At 67.2% G+C, this 17331-nt stretch carries 15 protein-coding genes; 10 read left to right on the top strand and 5 right to left on the bottom strand.

Features of this window, described 5'->3' with window-relative positions; translation table 11 throughout:
• The first annotated feature begins 53 nt into the window (after positions 1-53).
• The 5 genes from AC1DQF_RS18185 to AC1DQF_RS18165 all read left to right on the top strand — a co-directional run bounded on the left by AC1DQF_RS18185 (position 54) and on the right by AC1DQF_RS18165 (position 6648).
• Positions 54-1724, top strand: coding sequence for an Eco57I restriction-modification methylase domain-containing protein (locus AC1DQF_RS18185; protein WP_477526637.1), 1671 nt, complete (start codon positions 54-56; stop codon positions 1722-1724).
• Between the two features lies 1 nt (position 1725).
• Positions 1726-4293, top strand: a complete 2568-nt coding sequence (locus AC1DQF_RS18180) for a DEAD/DEAH box helicase family protein (RefSeq protein ID WP_477526636.1) — start codon at positions 1726-1728, stop codon at positions 4291-4293.
• 6 nt (positions 4294-4299) lie between these two features.
• Entirely contained in the window at positions 4300-5145 is an 846-nt protein-coding gene (locus AC1DQF_RS18175) for a restriction system modified-DNA reader domain-containing protein (RefSeq protein ID WP_477526635.1), read from the top strand.
• A 230-nt stretch (positions 5146-5375) separates the two neighbouring features.
• Positions 5376-5951: a hypothetical protein gene (locus AC1DQF_RS18170; protein WP_477526634.1), complete on the top strand. Its 576-nt coding sequence runs from the start codon at positions 5376-5378 to the stop codon at positions 5949-5951.
• Between the two features lie 169 nt (positions 5952-6120).
• The gene (locus AC1DQF_RS18165) at positions 6121-6648 is read left to right on the top strand and encodes a hypothetical protein (protein WP_477526633.1); all 528 of its coding nucleotides are present in this window, start codon (positions 6121-6123) and stop codon (positions 6646-6648) included.
• Between the two features lie 267 nt (positions 6649-6915).
• Here the strand turns inward: AC1DQF_RS18165 and AC1DQF_RS18160 are convergent, their stop codons facing one another.
• Together AC1DQF_RS18160 and AC1DQF_RS18155 are read right to left on the bottom strand one after the other, a co-directional pair.
• On the bottom strand, positions 6916-8088 hold the full coding sequence (locus AC1DQF_RS18160) for an AI-2E family transporter (RefSeq protein ID WP_477526632.1): 1173 nt from the start codon (positions 8086-8088) through the stop codon (positions 6916-6918).
• Positions 8089-8121: 33 nt separating this feature from the next.
• Positions 8122-8757, bottom strand: coding sequence for a GAP family protein (locus tag AC1DQF_RS18155; RefSeq protein WP_477526631.1), 636 nt, complete (start codon positions 8755-8757; stop codon positions 8122-8124).
• A 135-nt stretch (positions 8758-8892) separates the two neighbouring features.
• Between AC1DQF_RS18155 and helR the strand changes: the two genes are divergently transcribed.
• Positions 8893-11043, top strand: coding sequence for an RNA polymerase recycling motor ATPase HelR (gene helR, locus AC1DQF_RS18150; protein WP_477526630.1), 2151 nt, complete (start codon positions 8893-8895; stop codon positions 11041-11043).
• A 16-nt stretch (positions 11044-11059) separates the two neighbouring features.
• Here helR and AC1DQF_RS18145 read toward each other — a convergent pair whose 3' ends face one another.
• Genes AC1DQF_RS18145 through AC1DQF_RS18135 form a run of 3 tightly spaced genes read right to left on the bottom strand, consistent with a single transcriptional unit; the run spans position 11060 to position 14271 of the window.
• Positions 11060-11497 carry a VanZ family protein gene (locus AC1DQF_RS18145; RefSeq protein WP_477526629.1) on the bottom strand — a complete coding sequence of 146 codons (438 nt, stop codon included), beginning with the start codon at positions 11495-11497 and terminating at the stop codon, positions 11060-11062.
• A gap of 34 nt (positions 11498-11531) precedes the next feature.
• The gene (locus AC1DQF_RS18140) at positions 11532-11873 is read right to left on the bottom strand and encodes a DNA polymerase ligase N-terminal domain-containing protein (RefSeq protein WP_477526628.1); all 342 of its coding nucleotides are present in this window, start codon (positions 11871-11873) and stop codon (positions 11532-11534) included.
• Between the two features lie 31 nt (positions 11874-11904).
• Positions 11905-14271, bottom strand: a complete 2367-nt coding sequence (locus AC1DQF_RS18135; protein ID WP_477526627.1) for an ATP-binding cassette domain-containing protein — start codon at positions 14269-14271, stop codon at positions 11905-11907.
• Positions 14272-14415: 144 nt separating this feature from the next.
• On the opposite strand from AC1DQF_RS18135, the gene AC1DQF_RS18130 reads away from it, so the two are divergent.
• The 4 genes from AC1DQF_RS18130 to AC1DQF_RS18115 all read left to right on the top strand — a co-directional run bounded on the left by AC1DQF_RS18130 (position 14416) and on the right by AC1DQF_RS18115 (position 17121).
• A complete protein-coding gene (locus tag AC1DQF_RS18130) occupies positions 14416-15597 on the top strand; it encodes a benzoate/H(+) symporter BenE family transporter (protein WP_477526626.1) in 1182 nt (393 codons plus the stop codon).
• Positions 15598-15631: 34 nt separating this feature from the next.
• Positions 15632-16114 carry a pyridoxamine 5'-phosphate oxidase family protein gene (locus tag AC1DQF_RS18125; protein ID WP_477526625.1) on the top strand — a complete coding sequence of 161 codons (483 nt, stop codon included), beginning with the start codon at positions 15632-15634 and terminating at the stop codon, positions 16112-16114.
• Positions 16115-16121: 7 nt separating this feature from the next.
• The gene (locus AC1DQF_RS18120) at positions 16122-16760 is read left to right on the top strand and encodes an HIT family protein (protein WP_477526624.1); all 639 of its coding nucleotides are present in this window, start codon (positions 16122-16124) and stop codon (positions 16758-16760) included.
• Between the two features lie 214 nt (positions 16761-16974).
• Positions 16975-17121 carry a hypothetical protein gene (locus AC1DQF_RS18115; protein WP_477526623.1) on the top strand — a complete coding sequence of 49 codons (147 nt, stop codon included), beginning with the start codon at positions 16975-16977 and terminating at the stop codon, positions 17119-17121.
• Positions 17122-17331 lie beyond the last annotated feature (210 nt).

Here is a 17331-nt window from a genome sequence, read left to right as displayed (position 1 = left end):
GATCTTCACTCCGACGAAGGTCTACAAGCCCGTGAGGATTCAAGAGTTGAGACATGAGTGACACGCAGGCGTCGTTCACGCTGCGGAACCGCAATCCGGATGTGCTGTCGTGCATCGCCAACTTGTCAAACGACGAGGTTTTTACGCCACCCGAGCTGGTCAATCTGATCCTCGACACGATCGCGCGACGATGGGCCTCCGCCAACGACGGCGCGGACATCTGGTCTGACTCGTCGGTGACGTTCCTCGACCCGTTCACCAAGACCGGCGTCTTTCCCCGGGAGGTCACCAAGCGACTGGTGGTCGGCTTGGCCGATCAGATCCCGAACCTGGAAGACCGCGTAGACCACATCCTTGACAAGCAGGTCTTCGGCATGGGCATCACCGAGATCACCTCATTGCTGGCCCGAAGAAGCCTGTACTGCTCAAAGTATGCGAACGGGAAGCACTCAATCGCCAAGTCGTTCGATGGACCCGACGGCAACATCTGGTTCGAACGGACGGAGCACTCGTGGGTCGGCGGAACCGAGTGGGTCTATACGGCCGACGAGAACGGCGAGCGGGTCAAGCGTTTCACCAATGGTAGGTGCTCGTACTGCGGCGCAAGCYAAAAGGGACTCGACCGTGCCACCGGTCTGGAGACCCACGCCTACGCGCTCATTCACACCGACGAACCCAAGAAGTTCGTCGCGGAGATTTTCGGAGACGACATGCAGTTCGACGTGATCATTGGCAACCCCCCGTATCAACTTGAGGACGGAGGGCACGGCACGAGTGCCGCGCCGATCTACCAGAAGTTCGTCGAGCAGGCGAAGGCACTGGAGCCGCGCCTGTTGACGATGATCATCCCCTCGCGGTGGTTCTCGGGCGGAAAGGGCTTGGACGACTTCAGGGAGTCGATGTTGACCGATCGTCGAGTTCGGTCCATTGACGACTACCTGACAGCCTCAGACGTCTTCACCAGCGTCGGGCTGAAGGGCGGCGTCTGCTACTTCCTCTGGGACCGGGACAACGAGGGCGAATGCGAGGTGACGACACACTTCAAGGGATGGGAGGACTCGACGGCCACTCGTCCGCTCCTGGAAAAGGGCGCCGACGTGTTCATTCGGTTCAACGAGGGCCTGTCGATCCTCAAGAAGGTCATGCAGGTGGAGACGGGCCAGTCCGAGTCTCTTCTTCTGCCGGAAAACAAGCGTTTCGACCGAATGGTCAGTTCCTTGCGTCCATTCGGTTTCCGAACATACTTCCAAGGCCGCGCGGTTAAGAAGCCCGGCGATGTGGTTGTCTATCAGAACGGCGGGAAGGGCTATCACCCGCGGGACAAGGTGTCCATGAATGTGGACCTGATCGACGCCTGGAAGATCTACATTGGTCGCGCTGCCCCCGGCACTGGCAATAAGGACACCTACCCGCATCGGATCCTAAGTACGCCGTTCATTGGAGAGCCAGGGAGCATCTCGACCGAGACGTACCTCGCCATCGGGCCGTTCGACTCCGAGGACGAGGCCAAGAGCGCCCTCTCCTATATCTCGTGCCGCCTCACCCGTCTGCTGATCCTGCTTCACAAGCCCTCGGCTGACACCACGCGCCGGGTCTACAAGTTCGTCCCGGTTCAGGACTGGACCCAAACATGGACTGACGAGGCTCTCTACGAGAAGTACGGCATCACTGAGGTCGAGCAGACCTTCATCGAGAAGATCGTCCGCCCCATGGAGTTGGACTGAGATGGCGACGCCACCCGTCGACGCGATCCTCGCGCCGAGGCCCGAACAACGCCTGCGCCTCTACGCATGGACCCCGAACGACCCGCCAGCGGACTATGTCGGACTCATCAAAGTTGGACACACGACCAACTCCGACGTCAACGCGCGCATCAAGAAGTCGCAAGGACAGATGCAGCAGAAGTACACGCTGCATGTTGACGAGCCCGCCGAACGCTCAGATGGATCATTGATCCGCGATACCGAAGTGCGTCAGCGCCTGATGGACAAGGGCTTCGCTAACGTCATCATCGGCTCGGCCAGGGAGTGGATGCGCTGCACGCCCGAGGACGTCAAGACGGCTGTTACCGAGTTGCAGAAGGGTCTTCGGCTCACCGGCACACACCATGAGACGTTCGTGATGCGCGACGAGCAGGCACGAGCCGTTGCCGAGACGTCGAACTACTACAACTCGCGCTGGGACGAGGACGCCGACGCGGTGYCGCGGTTCCTGTGGAACGCCAAGATGCGATTCGGCAAGACCTTCGCGTCCTACCAACTCGCGCGCGACTTGGGCGCGAAGAAGGTCCTCGTCGTCACCTTTAAGCCCGCCGTGGAAGACGCCTGGAAGACGGATCTGGAATCACACGTCGACTTCGACGGATGGCAGTACGCGTCAAAGGCGTCCGGCGTCGACCTCACGAAGTTGGACGAGGCCAAGCCGATCGTCTACTTCGGCTCCTTCCAAGACCTGCTGGGCAAGGACCCCAAAACGGGCGCCATCAAACCGAAGAACGAGTGGGTTCACGAGAGAAACTGGGACCTCGTGATCTTTGACGAGTACCACTTCGGTGCGTGGCGTGACACTGCCAAAGAACTCTTCGAAGGCGAGGACGAGGCTGTCGTCAAGAAGGCCCTGAAGGTCGAGTACGCCGAAGGCCTCGAAGAGGTCAACGACGACCTCGAAGTCGATCTGGAGGAGGACGACTTCCTACCGATCACGACCCGCGCCTATCTATACCTGTCCGGCACGCCCTTCAAGGCACTCGCCAGCGGCGACTTCATCGAAGAGCAGATCTTCAACTGGACCTACACCGACGAGCAACGTGCCAAGGCCGAGTTCACGGAGAAGAAGCCCGATGAATGGAATCCGTACGGCGCGCTGCCTCAGATGCGGCTGTTGACCTACAAGATGCCCGACGAGGTACTGGCCGTAGCCAGTGCCGGAGAGTTCGACGAGTTCGACCTGAACGAGTTCTTCAGCGCTGAGGGAGTTGGCGTCGCCGCCGCCTTCAAGCACAAGGACGAGGTCCAGAAGTGGCTCAACATCATCCGTGGCCAGCACTCGGGACACATCGAGTCGGATCTGAAGAAGGGCACCAAGCCCCCCTTCCCCTACGCAGACGTACGCCTGCTGCCATACCTCAACCACTCGCTGTGGTCATTGCCGCGCCGGTCTTCATGTGACGCGATGGCCAACCTTCTAGCCGAGAAGCAGAACGTCTTCTGGCACGAGTACGACGTGGTGAACTTGTCAGCCCCGAACATCGGGGTCGGACTGGAGGCGCTCCCTCCCGTCAAGGACGCCATCGCTGGAGGTTTCGACACCAAGACGATCACGCTCACAGTCGGGAAACTGACCACCGGCGTCACGATCCCGCAGTGGTCCTCGATCCTGATGCTGCGCAACCTTAAGAGCCCCGAGACGTACTTCCAAGCCGCCTTCCGGGTTCAATCACCTTGGTCGGTGAAGAATCCAAACGGCGACGACCCGAGCGAGGAACTCGTCTGGAAGCCAGTCTGCTACGTCTTCGATTTCGCCCCGACTCGCGCTCTGAGGCAGTTGAGCGAGTACGCCATCGGCCTCTCACCCAATGAAGCCGACCCTGAGAAGGCCGTCGCGGACCTCGTCTCGTTCCTGCCCGTACTTGCATACGACGGCTCCCACATGACCCAGATCGACGCGGGCGKCATCCTGGACATCGCGATGGCGGGAACATCGGCCACCTTGCTGGCACGCAAGTGGGAGAGCGCCGTCCTGGTCAACGTCGACAACGACACCCTCCGCAAAGTCCTCGACAACCCTGAGGCGATGGCGGCCGTCGAACGCATCGAGGGCTTCCGAGCACTCGGTGACAACGTCATCGAGACCATCATCTCGAAGGCAGACAAGATCAAGGGCCTGAAAGAAAAGCAGAAAAAGGGCGGGCTCAGCGAAAAGGAGAAGAAGGAACTCACCGCGGAGGAAAAGGAGTACAAGTCGAAGCGGAAACTCGTACAGGAGAAACTCATCAAGTTCGCCACCCGCATCCCGGCGTTCATGTACCTGACCGACTTCCGCGAGAACACTCTCAAGGACGTCATCACACAGTTGGAACCCGACCTGTTCCGCACCGTCACCGGCCTGACGGTGGAGGACTTCAACCTGCTGGTCGGGCTCAACGTCTTCAACAGCACGCACATGAATGATGCGGTGTTCAACTTCCGCCGCTACGAGGACTCCAGCCTCGCCTACACGGGCATCGACTCGCATGAGGGCCTCAGGCACTACGGTTTGTACGACACCGTGGTGGCAATCGACGAGTCTGCGTAACACGTCATGACCCAGCCAGCCGAGTCCTTGCCCATCACGACGCTCCTGCCCGAGACCGTGGCTGACCCAATCGTCATGTACGACAGCCACGCGGCACTCCGCTTCGCTGTCGTCGAGCGGGCCTACGTCCAACGTCTCGGGCCGGAGTGGGACGAGCCGGGCAACTACGTCCTGCTAGATCCGGTCGCGCCAGACGGCAAGTGGGGCTGCTACGTCGGCAAAGCAGCGCCTGGAGGCGTCCGCTCCCGACTGATGAACCACCTGAAGACGAAGGACCACTGGCGCCGCGCGCTGCTGATTCAGAGGGATACGACTCACGGCTTCAACTCAGCCCAGGTCGCCTGGCTGGAGGGTCGTCTCTACGACCTGATGGACGCGGCGGAGGACGGAGTCCTGTCGAATGGAAACCGCCCCAGCGACGAGACACTGCCCTCTTTCGAGAGGGCGATGCTGGAAGCCTGTGTGCTGCCCGTAAGTCGCGTACTCCGCCTTCTCGGCTACGACCCGGCAACGGCCGACGACTCGGTCATCACACCGACGGTCAAGACGCGCTCGAGCCGCTTCCACGGCATCACACTGACCGACCTGATCGCTGCTGGCCTGTTGGCGCCCGGAACGCGGTTGGTGAGCGTTAACAGTGTCTGGCCCGCCTCGTCTGTCGTAGACGGCTCCGGTGCTATCGAGATGGACGGCAATACGTACCCGACGCCGAGCGCGGCAGGTAGTGCGGTCAAGAGCGGCAATCCGGTCAACGGATGGGACTTCTGGGCCGTAGAGCAGGCAAGTGGGAAGACGACGCTTGCGACGCTGCGAGCGAGACTCGTCGACATGCGGKGGAGTGGGACGCCTTGAAGCGCCCAACGATGTGTGAGCGGTTCAGGAGCGATGGATCCAAGTGCGACAACACGACGGAAAACGCTGACGGCTGGTGTCGCCAACCTGACTGCGAAGGCTACCTACGCCGGTCCACGTCCAACGCGCCTGAAAGCGTCGGTGCGCCCCGAGGGACGCGGACCCACATCGCCAAGGCGCCGTCGCCTCGCCCTGATGGGATCGACTTCGACCGGGTCGACGAGGTCTTCGTGACTCAGCGAGCCGTTGACGCCTTTCTCTTTCATCATGGTGGCGACCGCGCAGCGGCCGAGACAGAAGTCCTTACGATGTTGGAGGACTTCTCGCTACGTGGCATCGGACGCCAGTCGAGCGGCGGCTTTCTCGCGCTCGCCCGGGATGGCTACGAGATCGTGCTGAGCCCCGATCAGGCGGCCGTGACCAACTACTCGACCGTGCACCGGGAGCGCACCTGGTCGCAGTTCAAGGCTGGAGTGCGGTCACGATTCGGCAAGGTCCCAAGGAACGACCCGCCACCAGCAGAGTCCGACCCGATCTTGGAGCCACTAGACCAGATCCTCGCCTTGATTGACTCCGATGCCGTTTACCTCACAGCGTCAGCCTTCTCGCGCGGCGCAAAGATGATGGAGGACGCGGGGGAGGAAGGCGAGGTAGAGAACTTCCTGCGCCGGACGCTCCGAGACGACATCGCCGCCGGGCCGGGAGTTGAGCGCTCCGACAACGGGGCACACCTGATCCACGCCAAGACGAGGACGTGGATTTTGCGCGCCGACTTGTTGATGGTTCTCGGAGTACGTCCGGTCTAGGGCATTCCCTCCGAAAGGCCGGTGAGTTGGGCGGTTCCGACAGCACCGCCGACCTTGCTGTTGCAACATTCCTAGCGTGGGACGCAAACGCAAACCTCCAAAGCCGCCGTTGACTCCAGAGGAGCAGGCCCGTGTAACTGCTCTGAGGCGTGCTCGTAAGGGGCGGAAAATGAAGTCCGCACCGCGGAAGTCAGCCCAAGCGGGCTCCAAAGCGCAGCGTTTGCGCCTGGAGCGGGAGAAGGCCGAATTGGAGCGGCAACGCGCACTCGTGGCGGCCAAAGCGGAGAGACACCTTGCGCGGCTGGGCTTGGGAAAAGGTCAAGGTTCTCCGTGGGACGACGACTTCATTCAGGACGTGCGCGGTCTGCTCGACCGGGGCTTGGAGGATCGTGCCTTGACCGTCGCCCTCGCGGTGACGACCGCCGTGGTCTCGTGGCGGTTCCCGGAACAGACGTTGATGCTGTGCCTTGAGCAGGCCACCGGTCCGGTAGCGGCGGACGCCAAGACCGATCGCAAGTTCATGGCCTTCGTTCGCGGCCAATTGATCCCGGCGCACCGACGCTGGGCGACCGGGATGCAGCAGCGGGAGCGGGCTCGGCTGACGGCCCAAGGGCCAGCCATCGCAAACGACCGAGAAGCAGAGACTCGACGTCAGGACGCGACAGCGCTCCGTCGTCCCATCGCCAAGCGGTACTAGCAGCGCCTCCGAGCCGAGCAGCGGCGAACGGGCGTTGCTCGCGAGCGGTGGCCTGTCGCTAAAGGACGCTAAACGTCGCTAAAAGGCTCGGCGGCAAACAGCGCGCTGTCGTCCGCCTGGACATCCGGAGTCCACGACAGCCTTTGAGTGCTGACACACGATTGTCACTTGCTGACATCTTCGTTGGCCCGCTGACAAGTGGGCTGTCACTCAACAAGAGGGGACTACACCGGTGTCATCCCTCGACCCGTTCGTATTGACATAATGTCAGTTATCGGCGCTTTCGACAGGGTGGGCAGGAGGGGCGTCCTCCGTCGGCGTGCTGCTCCCCGACGTCGTGGTTCCCGGAGATGGCTGCGGCTCCTCGACCCGTGCGTCGATCAGCGGGGCCGCCCACGAGGCCCGGCTGTCGGCGTCGATGAAGATCGCCCGCGTGAGAAGCGTCATCGGCACGGCCAGGAGTGCGCCCAGCGCGCCGAGCAGGAACGTCCACACGACCAGCGACATGAAGGTGATCTCGGCGCTGAGCCCGACCGAGTTGCCGACGATGCGAGGCTGGATGAACGTCTGGATCGTGACGTTGAGGACGCTGTAGACCAGGACCACCATCAGCACCCCCTTCCACCCGTCGTCGAGCAGCGCCAAGGTGGCGGGCGGGATGATGCCGATGACGAAACCGATGTTGGGGATGAAGTTCGTGAGGAACGAGAAGAACCCCCAGACGAGTGGGAGCGGGACGCCCAGCAACCAGAGTGCACCGGCATCGAGCACTCCGACGATGGCGCCGAACAGTGCGGTCATCAGCAGGTAGGTCTGGGAACGACTCAGGAACGTGACCATGGCCGCCGCGAGCTCGGGCTTGGTGCGTCGGAGGGCCGTCATGCGCGGGGCGAAGCCGGGCACCGCGGCGACGAAGAAGAACAACAGGGTCACCAGGAAGAACAGGAAGCCGAGGGCTCCGAGGATCCCCGAGGTCAGGTCGACCAGCACGCCTGCGAGCTTCGTCGGGTCCAGCTTCGAGAGCGCGTCCGTGGTCGCACCCGTGCTCAGGCCGAGCTGCGCAAGTCCGTCCTCCGCGCTCTTGACGAGGTCGTCGGCCTGCGAGGCGTAGGACGGGAGCAGGTCGGCGAACTTGATCAGGCACGCGACGCTGCCGGCCACCATCACCAGCAGGATCAGGTACGCCGCCGCCAGGGAGGTCACCGTCGCCAACCAGCTCGGCCAGCCGTGCCTGCGCGCCCACCGACCGATCGGCAGCACCGCGATGGTGAGCACCAGGGCCAGCATCGACGGCGCGATGATCCCTGCGGCCGCCTTGATGCCGATGCCCGCGGCAACGACACCGAGGGTGCCGAGCAGCACGACGATCGAGCGCGGCAGCGTCGTGGTGGCACCGCCAGTACCTGTTGCGGAGCGAACCCGGCCGGCCTGCGGTGCCATGACGTCACAGTAGCGCCGCCGAGGTGCTTCGCCTCAGGTCTTGAGGCCGAGAACGATGACGAACAACCCGACGAGGATCGTCATCACGCCTCCGACGGTGCTGTGATGACGCGAGATCCACCCCTTGRCCAGGACGAGGCGAGGCACGACCCGCCCGGGCATCAGCATCGTGGCGACGATGGGCACGACGACGGTGCAGGTGGCCAGCGCTGTGTAGAAGATGGTCAGGACGAGGTTGTCCTCGAATCTCAGCCGCGCGCCGCTGATGCCGAGCCCGGCCGCCGCGGCCAGGAGCAGCGACTTCGGGCGGAGGTTGAGTGCCAGCCCCACGCCGAGCACGGGGACGGTACCCACGGACGCGAGGCCGTGGATCCAGCCCGCCTGCTTGGCGGGCTTCGGGCGATGTCGTCGTACCAACGTCACGACACCCATCAGGACCATCGCGATGCCCACGGTGACCAGCAGCTTCTCGACCAGGGCGTCGTGCTGGCGAGGACGTCCGGGCAGGGCCTGGCTGGCGACGGTCGCGATCGTGACGAGGGTGAACGTGCCGAGGACGGTGCCGACGGCGAAGGCGGAGCCGGAGCGGTTACGACTCTCGGCGATCAGGATGAAGATGGTCACGGTGATCGTGATCGTGCTCAGCGCGGCCGCGATGGCGAGAGGCACCAGCTGAAGAAGCACCCGATCCATCGCGTCTCCGCCCCTCCGTTCTCAACGTATAGCCGACCCGGGGGCTTGCCGCAAGACCCCCGTCGGGGCGCACAATCCCGGTTCCAGCCGCCCGACAGCCCCGTGGAGCCGATGCCCGTGACACCCGTGACCACCGATGCCTTCTCCCTCGCCGAGCACCCGGCCAAGGCCGACCCGGCACTCATTGCCGACGACGAGGCCCACTTCGCGGCCATCGCCGAGAGTCTGGACCTCTCCCTCCACGACCTCTCCGAACGACGCGACGCCGCCCTCAGGCTTCCCGGCGGCACCGACCAGGCGGCGATGGACCGCGACGAGGAGGTCCACCGCATCTCCGTCCGGATGCGGACCCTGAGCCGCTACTCGCTCGACCTGTGCCTCGGGCGGATCGTCGACACGGAGGGCGAGACGCTCTACGTCGGGCGCCTCGGCCTGACCGGCACCGGCGGCCGCCGGCTGCTGGTGGACTGGCGCTCCCCCGCCGCCGAGCCCTTCTTCGGAGCGACCCACGCCCGGCCGATGGGTCTGATCAGCCGTCGGCGCTACCGCTGGACCCGCGGCCTGGTCACCGACTACTGGGACGAGGTCTTCACCCCCGACGGCCTCGAAGGGCATGCGGCCCTGGACGACCAGTCGGCCTTCATCGCGACCCTGGGCAGCAGCCGCTCGCCGCAGATGCGAGACGTCCTCGGCACCATCCAGGCCGACCAGGACGCGATCGTCCGGGCCGGTTCACGCGGCGCGCTCGTGGTCGACGGCGGGCCGGGCACCGGCAAGACCGTGGTGGCCCTGCACCGCACGGCGTACCTGCTCTACTCGGATCCCCGGCTGGGCGACCGCCGGGGTGGCGTGCTCTTCGTCGGACCCCACCAGCCGTACCTCAGCTACGTGGGCGACGTGCTGCCGAGCCTCGGCGAGGAGGGCGTGCAGACCTGCACGCTGCTCGACCTGCAGCCCGAGGGGGCCACGGCGACGCCCGAGCCCGACCCCGAGGTCGCGCGGCTGAAGGCGTCCACGGCGATGGTCCGGGCGATCGAGCCCGCGGTCCGGCTGTACGAGGAGCCGCCCACCGACGGCATGGACGTCGAGACGCCCTGGACCGACGTCTGGCTCAGCCCGAGCGACTGGGCCGAGGCCTTTGGATCTCCCGCACCCGGTACGCCGCACAACGAGGCCCGCGACGAGGTCTGGGAGGAGCTGCTCACCATCCTCGTGGACAAGCACGAGGCGGACGAGGACGTCTCCCCCGACCTCGTCCGACGCTCGCTGGCGCAGAACGCTGATCTCGCGGCCGCCTTCGGCAAGGCCTGGCCGCTCATCGAGGCGACGGACCTCGTCGGCGACCTGTGGGAGGTACCGGCCTACCTACGCATGTGTGCGCCGTGGCTGGAGCCCGAGGAGGTGCGGGCGCTCCGGAGGAGGGACGCCCGGGCCTGGACGGTGTCCGACCTGCCGCTCCTCGACGCGGCTCGTCGACGCCTCGGCGACCCGGAGTCCTCGCGGCGGCGCCGCCGCCACGAGGCGGCCGTCGCTGCCGAACGCGCCCGGATGGACCGGGTCGTCGACGAGTTCCTCCAGCTCGACGACGAGGAGGGGCTGATGGCGCAGCTCAGGCAGGGTGGCATCCGCGACGCGCTCGTCGACGAGGGGGCCCTTCCCGGGGCCGAGCGTGACCTGCTCGCCGGGCCCTTCGCCCACGTCGTGGTCGACGAGGCGCAGGAGCTGACCGACGCCGAGTGGCAGATGCTCCTGCAGCGGTGCCCGTCCCGGAGCCTCACCATCGTCGGCGACCGTGCCCAGGCCCGGCACGGGTTCGCCGAGTCCTGGGAGCAACGGCTCGAGCGCGTCGGCCTCGACCAGGTGCAGCTCGCGTCGCTGGCCATCAACTACCGCACGCCGCGGGAGGTGATGGCCGCCGCCGAGCCGGTCATCCGGGCCGCCCTGCCGGACGCCAACGTCCCGACGTCCGTCCGCAGCACCGGCGTACCGGTCCTCCACGGGTCGGTGTCGGACCTGACCAGACTCGTCGAGGAGTGGTTGGCCGAGCACGACGAGGGCACGGCCTGCGTCATCGGCGACCCGTCCTACGCACCGGGCACGCGGGTCCGCTCCCTCTCCCCCGTGCTCGCCAAGGGCCTCGAGTTCGACCTGGTCGTGCTCGTCGACCCGGAGTCCTTCGGGACGGGCATCGAGGGCGCCGTCGACCGGTACGTCGCGATGACTCGCGCGACCCAGCGCCTGGTGGTCCTGACCAGCGGGTGACTGCCCTCCGTGGGCGTCAGCGCCGCCGGCGCAGCGTGCCGGGCAGGGTCAGGACCAGGGCGAGGGCGACCCCGATCACGGCGCCGGCCGAGTTGGCCACCACGTCGCGCGGGTCCGAGACCCGTCCCGGGATGGAGCGCTGGGCGGTCTCGATCGCCACCGTGAGGGCGACGCTGCCCGCCACGGCGACCCACCACAGGCGGGAGCCGAACAGCAGCAGCACGAAGACGCCCACCGGCACGAACAGGCCGACGTTGGCCAGGAACTCCACCCGCTCCACGCTGAGCCGTGCCGTGACCGGTGCGAGGTCGGGATACCTCTCCAGCCGCGCCAGCACCCGCTCGGCCAGCGCCGAGTAGTCCGGTTGCTCGGACGCCGGGGTCAGGGTCACCAGGCCCACGAAACCGAGGTAGGCGAAGGTGAGCAGGCTCAGGAAGGGGTGGCGGTGGAACACTCCTCCATCATCTCGGTGTCCTCCAACGGCCCGGTCACCCGACCGCCCCCGGTTGCTCGCGCGTGAGGTGCAGCAGCCACTGGCTCCCACCCGTGTGGATCAGGGCATAGCGGCGTGAGCCGTCTCGTCCGTGCAGGGAGAACAGCAGGCGCCGGTCGGTGCGGTCGTGCTCCTCCCAGGTGCCGTCGTCGGCGATCGACTTGTGCTCGTCCTCGAAGCCGACGTGGTCGAGCTCGTGGTCGTCGACCGCGATCGCCAGCCGGTCGTGCCCAGACTCGTCGGGAAGGCCCTTGGGCACCGCCCAGCTCCGCAGCACCCCGTCCTCCTCGAGCCGCAGGTCGAAGTGCGGGCGCGGACGCCGATGGTCATGGAGCACGAACCGCCTCTCCCCCGCCATCAGGGACGCCTCAGCCCCCGACGTACGTCGCGAGGTGCTGACCGGTGAGGGTCGTGCGGTCGGCGACGAGCGCGGCGGGCGTGCCCTCGAAGACGACGTTGCCGCCGTCGTGCCCTGCCCCCGGGCCGAGGTCGATGAGCCAGTCGGCGTGCGCCATCACGGCCTGGTGGTGCTCGATGACGATGACGGACTTGCCGGTCTCCACCAGCCGGTCGAGCAGGCCGAGGAGGTTGGCCACGTCGGCGAGGTGGAGCCCGGTCGTGGGCTCGTCCAGGATGTAGACGTCACCCTTCTCCGCCATCTGGGTGGCCAGCTTGAGGCGCTGGCGCTCGCCACCCGACAGGGTCGTGAGGGGTTGTCCCAGGCTGAGGTAGCCGAGCCCGACGTCGCGGAGCCGGTCGAGGACCTTGTGGGCCGCGGGGGTCCTGGCCTCCCCGTCCGCGAAGAAGTCCTCCGCCTCGGTCACCGACATGGCGAGCACCTCGGCGATGTTCCTGCCGCCCAGCGTGTACTCCAGCACGGAGGCCTGGAACCGACGCCCCTCGCACTCCTCGCAGGGCGACTCCACGGTCGCCATCACGCCGAGCTCGGTGAAGATCACGCCGGCGCCGTTGCAGGTCGGGCAGGCCCCCTCCGAGTTGGAGCTGAAGAGGGCCGGCTTGACGCCGTTGGCCTTGGCGAAGGCCTTGCGGATCGGCTCGAGGAGCCCTGTGTACGTCGCGGGGTTGCTGCGGCGAGACCCCTTGATCGCACCCTGGTCGACCACGACCACCCCGTCGCGACCCGCGACCGAGCCGTGGATCAGCGAGCTCTTGCCCGAGCCGGCGACGCCGGTGACGACGCACAGCACCCCGAGCGGGATGTCGACGTTGACGTCCTTGAGGTTGTGGGTGGAGGCTCCCTCGACGGACAACTGCCCGGACGGGGTGCGCAGGTCGTCCTTCAGGGTCGCCCGGTCGTCGAGGTGACGTCCCGTGGTGGTGTCACTCCCTCGCAGCGCCTCGACGGTCCCCTCGAAGCAGACCTCGCCCCCGGCCGTGCCGGCCGCGGGACCCAGATCGACGACGTGGTCGGCGATGGCGATCGTCTCCGGCTTGTGCTCCACCACCAGGACGGTGTTGCCCTTGTCGCGCAGCTGCAGCAGGAGCTGGTTCATCCGCTCGATGTCGTGCGGGTGCAGCCCGATCGTGGGCTCGTCGAAGACGTAGGTGACGTCGGTGAGCGACGACCCGAGGTGGCGGATCATCTTGGTGCGCTGGGCCTCTCCGCCCGAGAGCGTCCCGGCCGGCCGGTCGAGCGAGAGGTAGCCCAGCCCGATCTCCGTGAACGAGTCCAGCAGGTGCTGGAGGCCCTTGAGCAGCGGCGCGACCGACGGCTCGTCGAGTCCGCGGACCCACTCGGCCAGGTCGCTGATCTGCATCTGGCACAGCTCGGCGATGTTCTTGCCCTCGACCTTCGACGACAACGCCTCGACCGTCAGCCGGGTGCCGTCGCACTCGGGGCAGGTCTGGAAGGTGACCGCCCGCTCGACGAAGCGGCGTACGTGCGGCTGCATCGCCTCGGGGTCCTTGGACAGCATCGACTTCTGGATCTTGGGGATGATCCCGTCGAAGGTGAGGTTGATGCCCTCGACCTTGATCTTGGTCGGCTCGGCGTAGAGCATCGTGTCGAGCTGCTTCTTGGTGAACGTCGAGATGGGCTTGTCCATCGGCAGGCCGATGCCCTCGAAGAGCCGGCCGTACCACCCGTCCATCGAGTAGCCCGGGATCGTCAGGGCGCCCTCGCTCAGGGACTTGGTGTCGTCGTACAGCGCGGTCCGGTCGATGTCGTTGACCGTGCCCATGCCCTCGCAGCGCGGGCACATGCCGCCGAGGTAGACGGCGCCCTTGACGACGCTCTTCTCGGTGCGACCGCCCTTGTCGGTCGACATGACACCGCTCGCCTTGCGGGTCGGGACGTTGAAGGAGTAGGCCGTCGGCGGGCCCACGTGGGGCGTGCCCAGCCGGCTGAAGAGGATGCGCAGCATGGCGTTGGCGTCGGTGGCGGTGCCGACCGTGGAGCGCGGGTTGGCGCCCATCCGCTCCTGGTCGACGATGATCGCCGTGGTCAGGCCCTCGAGGAAGTCGACCTCGGGCCGGGCCAGCGAGGGCATGAAGCCCTGCACGAAGGCGCTGTAGGTCTCGTTGATCATCCGCTGCGACTCGGCCGCGATGGTCGCGAAGACCAGGGAGCTCTTGCCCGAGCCGGAGACGCCGGTGAAGACCGTCAGTCGTCGCTTGGGCAGCTCGACGCTGATGTCCTTGAGGTTGTTCTCCCGCGCGCCCTGCACGCGGATCAGGTCGTGGCTGTCCGCTGCGTGCGCCCCGTTGGTGTGCATCGTTGAGTCCCTCCGTAGGACCGCCCCCGCGGTCACCCTCGCCTGTGCGTCGATCCAACCAGATCTCGGGGACAGCACCTGTCCTCGAGCCCACCGGATCTGCCCGGTCGGCGAGCGTGGACCTGAACGCCCTAGCCTCCACGCATGAGCAGTACGACGACCGCGACCGGCACGTCGCACGCCGTCGTGGCCGGCATCGTGACCGCGCTCGTCGGCTTCACGTCCTCCTTCGCCGTGCTCCTCACGGGACTGACCGCCGTGGGGGCGTCTCCCCAACAGGCGGCGTCGGGTCTCGCCGTCCTCTCGGTCACGATGGGTCTCGGGTGCGTCGTCCTGTCGCTGCGGCACCGGATCCCGGTGACCATGGCCTGGTCGACGCCCGGCGCCGCCCTGCTCGCCGGGGCCGCCGTGCCGGCGACGGGCTGGGCCGGGGCCGTCGGGGCCTTCGGGTTCGCCGGGATGCTCTACCTGCTCACCGCCGTGGTGAAGCCGCTCGGCACCTGGGTCAGCCGGATCCCACCGGCCATCGCCAGCGGCATGCTCGCCGGCGTCCTGCTGACGCTGTGCGTGGCACCGTTCCGGGCCCTCGCCGACGAACCGGCGGCCATCGCGCCGGTGCTGCTCACCTGGCTGGTCCTGCTGCGGGTGGCACGCCGCTGGGCCGTCCCCGGAGCACTCCTCGCCGCGGGCCTGGTCATCGCCGTCGCCGGTGGCCCCCTCCCGGACACCTCACTCCTCCCGGCGCTGACCTGGACGACACCGGTGCTCGACCTCGGCGCCGTGGTCGCCCTGGGCCTCCCCCTCTACCTGGTCACCATGACCGGGCAGAACATCCCGGGCGTCGCCGTGCTGGAGTCCTTCGGCTACCGGGCTCCCCTGCGCCAGGCGCTCGGGTGGGCGGGGGTCGCGACGATCGCCACCGCGCCGGCGGGTGGCTACAGCATCAACCTGGCCGCGATCTCCGCGGCGCTCGCGGCCGGCCCCGAGGCGGGCCCGGACCGGGACCGACGGTGGGTCGCCGGCGTGGCGTGCGGGGCGTCGTACCTCTGCCTGGCACCGCTGTCGGTGCTGGTCACCTCGCTCAGCGAGGCCGCTCCGGCGGGCGTCATCACCGCCGTCGCGGGCGTGGCGCTGATCGGCACCTTCGCCGCCGCGGCGACGTCCGCGCTGTCCCGACCCGGGCACCGGGAGGCCGGGGCCGTCACCTTCCTGGTGGCCGCGTCGGGCCTCTCGTTCGCCGGGGTCAGCCCCGCGTTCTGGGCGCTGGTGATCGGCGGGCTCGTCCTGGCGGTCACCAGCGTGGGTCGCCCAGCCTCCTCGGGGTGAGGCGAGCCCTTGCCCCGGATGACAGGGTCGGGACATGACCACCCACGACGACCAGCTCGGCACCGTCGCCGAGATCATGCGCGAGACCCGGATCGCGGTGCTGACCCACCTCACCCCCGACGGCGCCCTCGTGTCGCTGCCCATGGGCACCCAGGACTTCGAGACCCCGTCCACGGTGTGGTTCCTCACCGAGCGGGACACCGACAAGGTGCACGCGATCACCGCCGACCCGCGCGTCAACGTCTCCTACTCCAGCAAGGCCGGCTGGGTGTCGCTCAGCGGCACCGCGCGCGTCAGCGAGGACCGCGACAAGCTGCGGGAGCTGTGGGACGCCTCGGCCGGCGTCTTCATGTCCGGTGGTCCGGACGACCCCGAGAACGTCCTGCTCGAGGTCACCGGCGTGACGGCGGAGTACTGGGAGTCGCCCGGCAAGGTGTCGTTGGTGGTCGGCCTGGCCAAGGGCCTGCTGAGCGATGCCGAGCCCGACCTCGGCGACAACGCCACCGTCACCCTCTGAGGCCCGCGTGAGGGACCACCTGGAGACGCCCGAGGAGTTCCACGCCCGGGTCGAGGCCGCGACCGATGCCGAGGGCCGGCTGCCGGTCGCGGTGACCGAGATGCCGGGGTGGGACATCTTCCCCTTCGAGCTCGACTCGCTGCGGATCAAGCCGCTGCAGCCCCTCGCGGACGCCGAGCCTCCACGACGCGGGGAGGAACCCGGCGAGTGCTGGTGCGCCTCCTCCCCCGCCGACGACCCCGAGCGGACCGTCTGGAGCAACGAGCGCTGGCTGCTGATGCTCGACACCTCGATGCGGCTGCCCATCGCGATGAACCTGCTGCCCCGCCAGCACTGCGACCTGACTGACGTCCCGGACGAGCTGGCCGGCGAGATGGGCCGACTCGTCGTGGCCGTCTCCGCGGCCATCGAGGCCCTGCCCTCCGTGGGCCGCGTCCAGCTCGCCAAGTACGGCGACGGTGGCGCGCACCTGCACCTGTTCCTCTTCGGGCGGCCCGCCCGGATGCTGCAGCTGCGGGGCTCACCCCTGCTCGACTGGGAGGAGAACCTCCCGGCGGTCCCCCGGGAGGTGCACCGCGCGCACGCGTCGTACGTCGCGGAGCTACTCGTCGAGCGGCTGGGCGGCACCGGACCGGCCTGGTCCTGAGGGACGTCGGAGCCACCCGGGCGTCCGGGGGTATCAACCCCGGCGTCGGGGGCTCCGAACAGATGAGGGACCCCACCCGGGATGACCAGCCGGCATGGTCCCAACGGGCCATCTTCATACCGCATACGGCGTGTTCGCACGGGGTTCGCGTCAGGAACGGCGCACTCGCGTGTCACGGTATTGACACGCCAGCAACGAAGCCAGGAGCAGCATCATGTGGGACACCGTCGACACCAGGGGAACGCACCTCTCGCACGACATGCCGTGCACCGGTTGCGGCCACGCCGCCCACACCTACCTGCCGTGCTCCGACGCGTGCGCCTGCGCCCACGGACGCGTGCTCGCCGGCGCCGGCCACTGATCCACCCCGGCTCAGGCCGCTAGTTGTGATGCCCAGGCACGTTGTGCGATTGGGTACGGCGAGCCGTAGATAGGTGAAGGCCTCCCGGATGTGGAGTGGAGCTGTCTAGGACTTCACCCACGAGGAGGCCTTCATGGTCCACGCTAACGCGGCTCTGACCCCGAAACATCGACTCCGTCTGKCGCGCCTGATCGTTGACGACGGCTGGCC

The sequence above is a fragment of the Nocardioides sp. P4_G4 genome, from assembly GCF_056401085.1.
The sequence above is the reverse complement of the archived record's forward strand: the minus strand, read 5'-3'. Positions and strand labels throughout refer to the sequence as shown.

Bases quoted from the DNA above. Each gene is read 5' to 3' on its own strand.
- AC1DQF_RS18125 (WP_477526625.1), top strand. From the start codon at position 15,632: ATGACCACCCACGACGACCAGCTCGGCACCGTCGCCGAGATCATGCGC.
- AC1DQF_RS18165 (WP_477526633.1), top strand. From the start codon at position 6,121: ATGAAGTCCGCACCGCGGAAGTCAGCCCAAGCGGGCTCCAAAGCGCAG.
- AC1DQF_RS18160 (WP_477526632.1), bottom strand. From the start codon at position 8,088: ATGGCACCGCAGGCCGGCCGGGTTCGCTCCGCAACAGGTACTGGCGGT.
- AC1DQF_RS18135 (WP_477526627.1), bottom strand. From the start codon at position 14,271: ATGCACACCAACGGGGCGCACGCAGCGGACAGCCACGACCTGATCCGC.
- AC1DQF_RS18130 (WP_477526626.1), top strand. From the start codon at position 14,416: ATGAGCAGTACGACGACCGCGACCGGCACGTCGCACGCCGTCGTGGCC.
- AC1DQF_RS18115 (WP_477526623.1), top strand. From the start codon at position 16,975: ATGTGGGACACCGTCGACACCAGGGGAACGCACCTCTCGCACGACATG.
- helR (WP_477526630.1), top strand. From the start codon at position 8,893: ATGCCCGTGACACCCGTGACCACCGATGCCTTCTCCCTCGCCGAGCAC.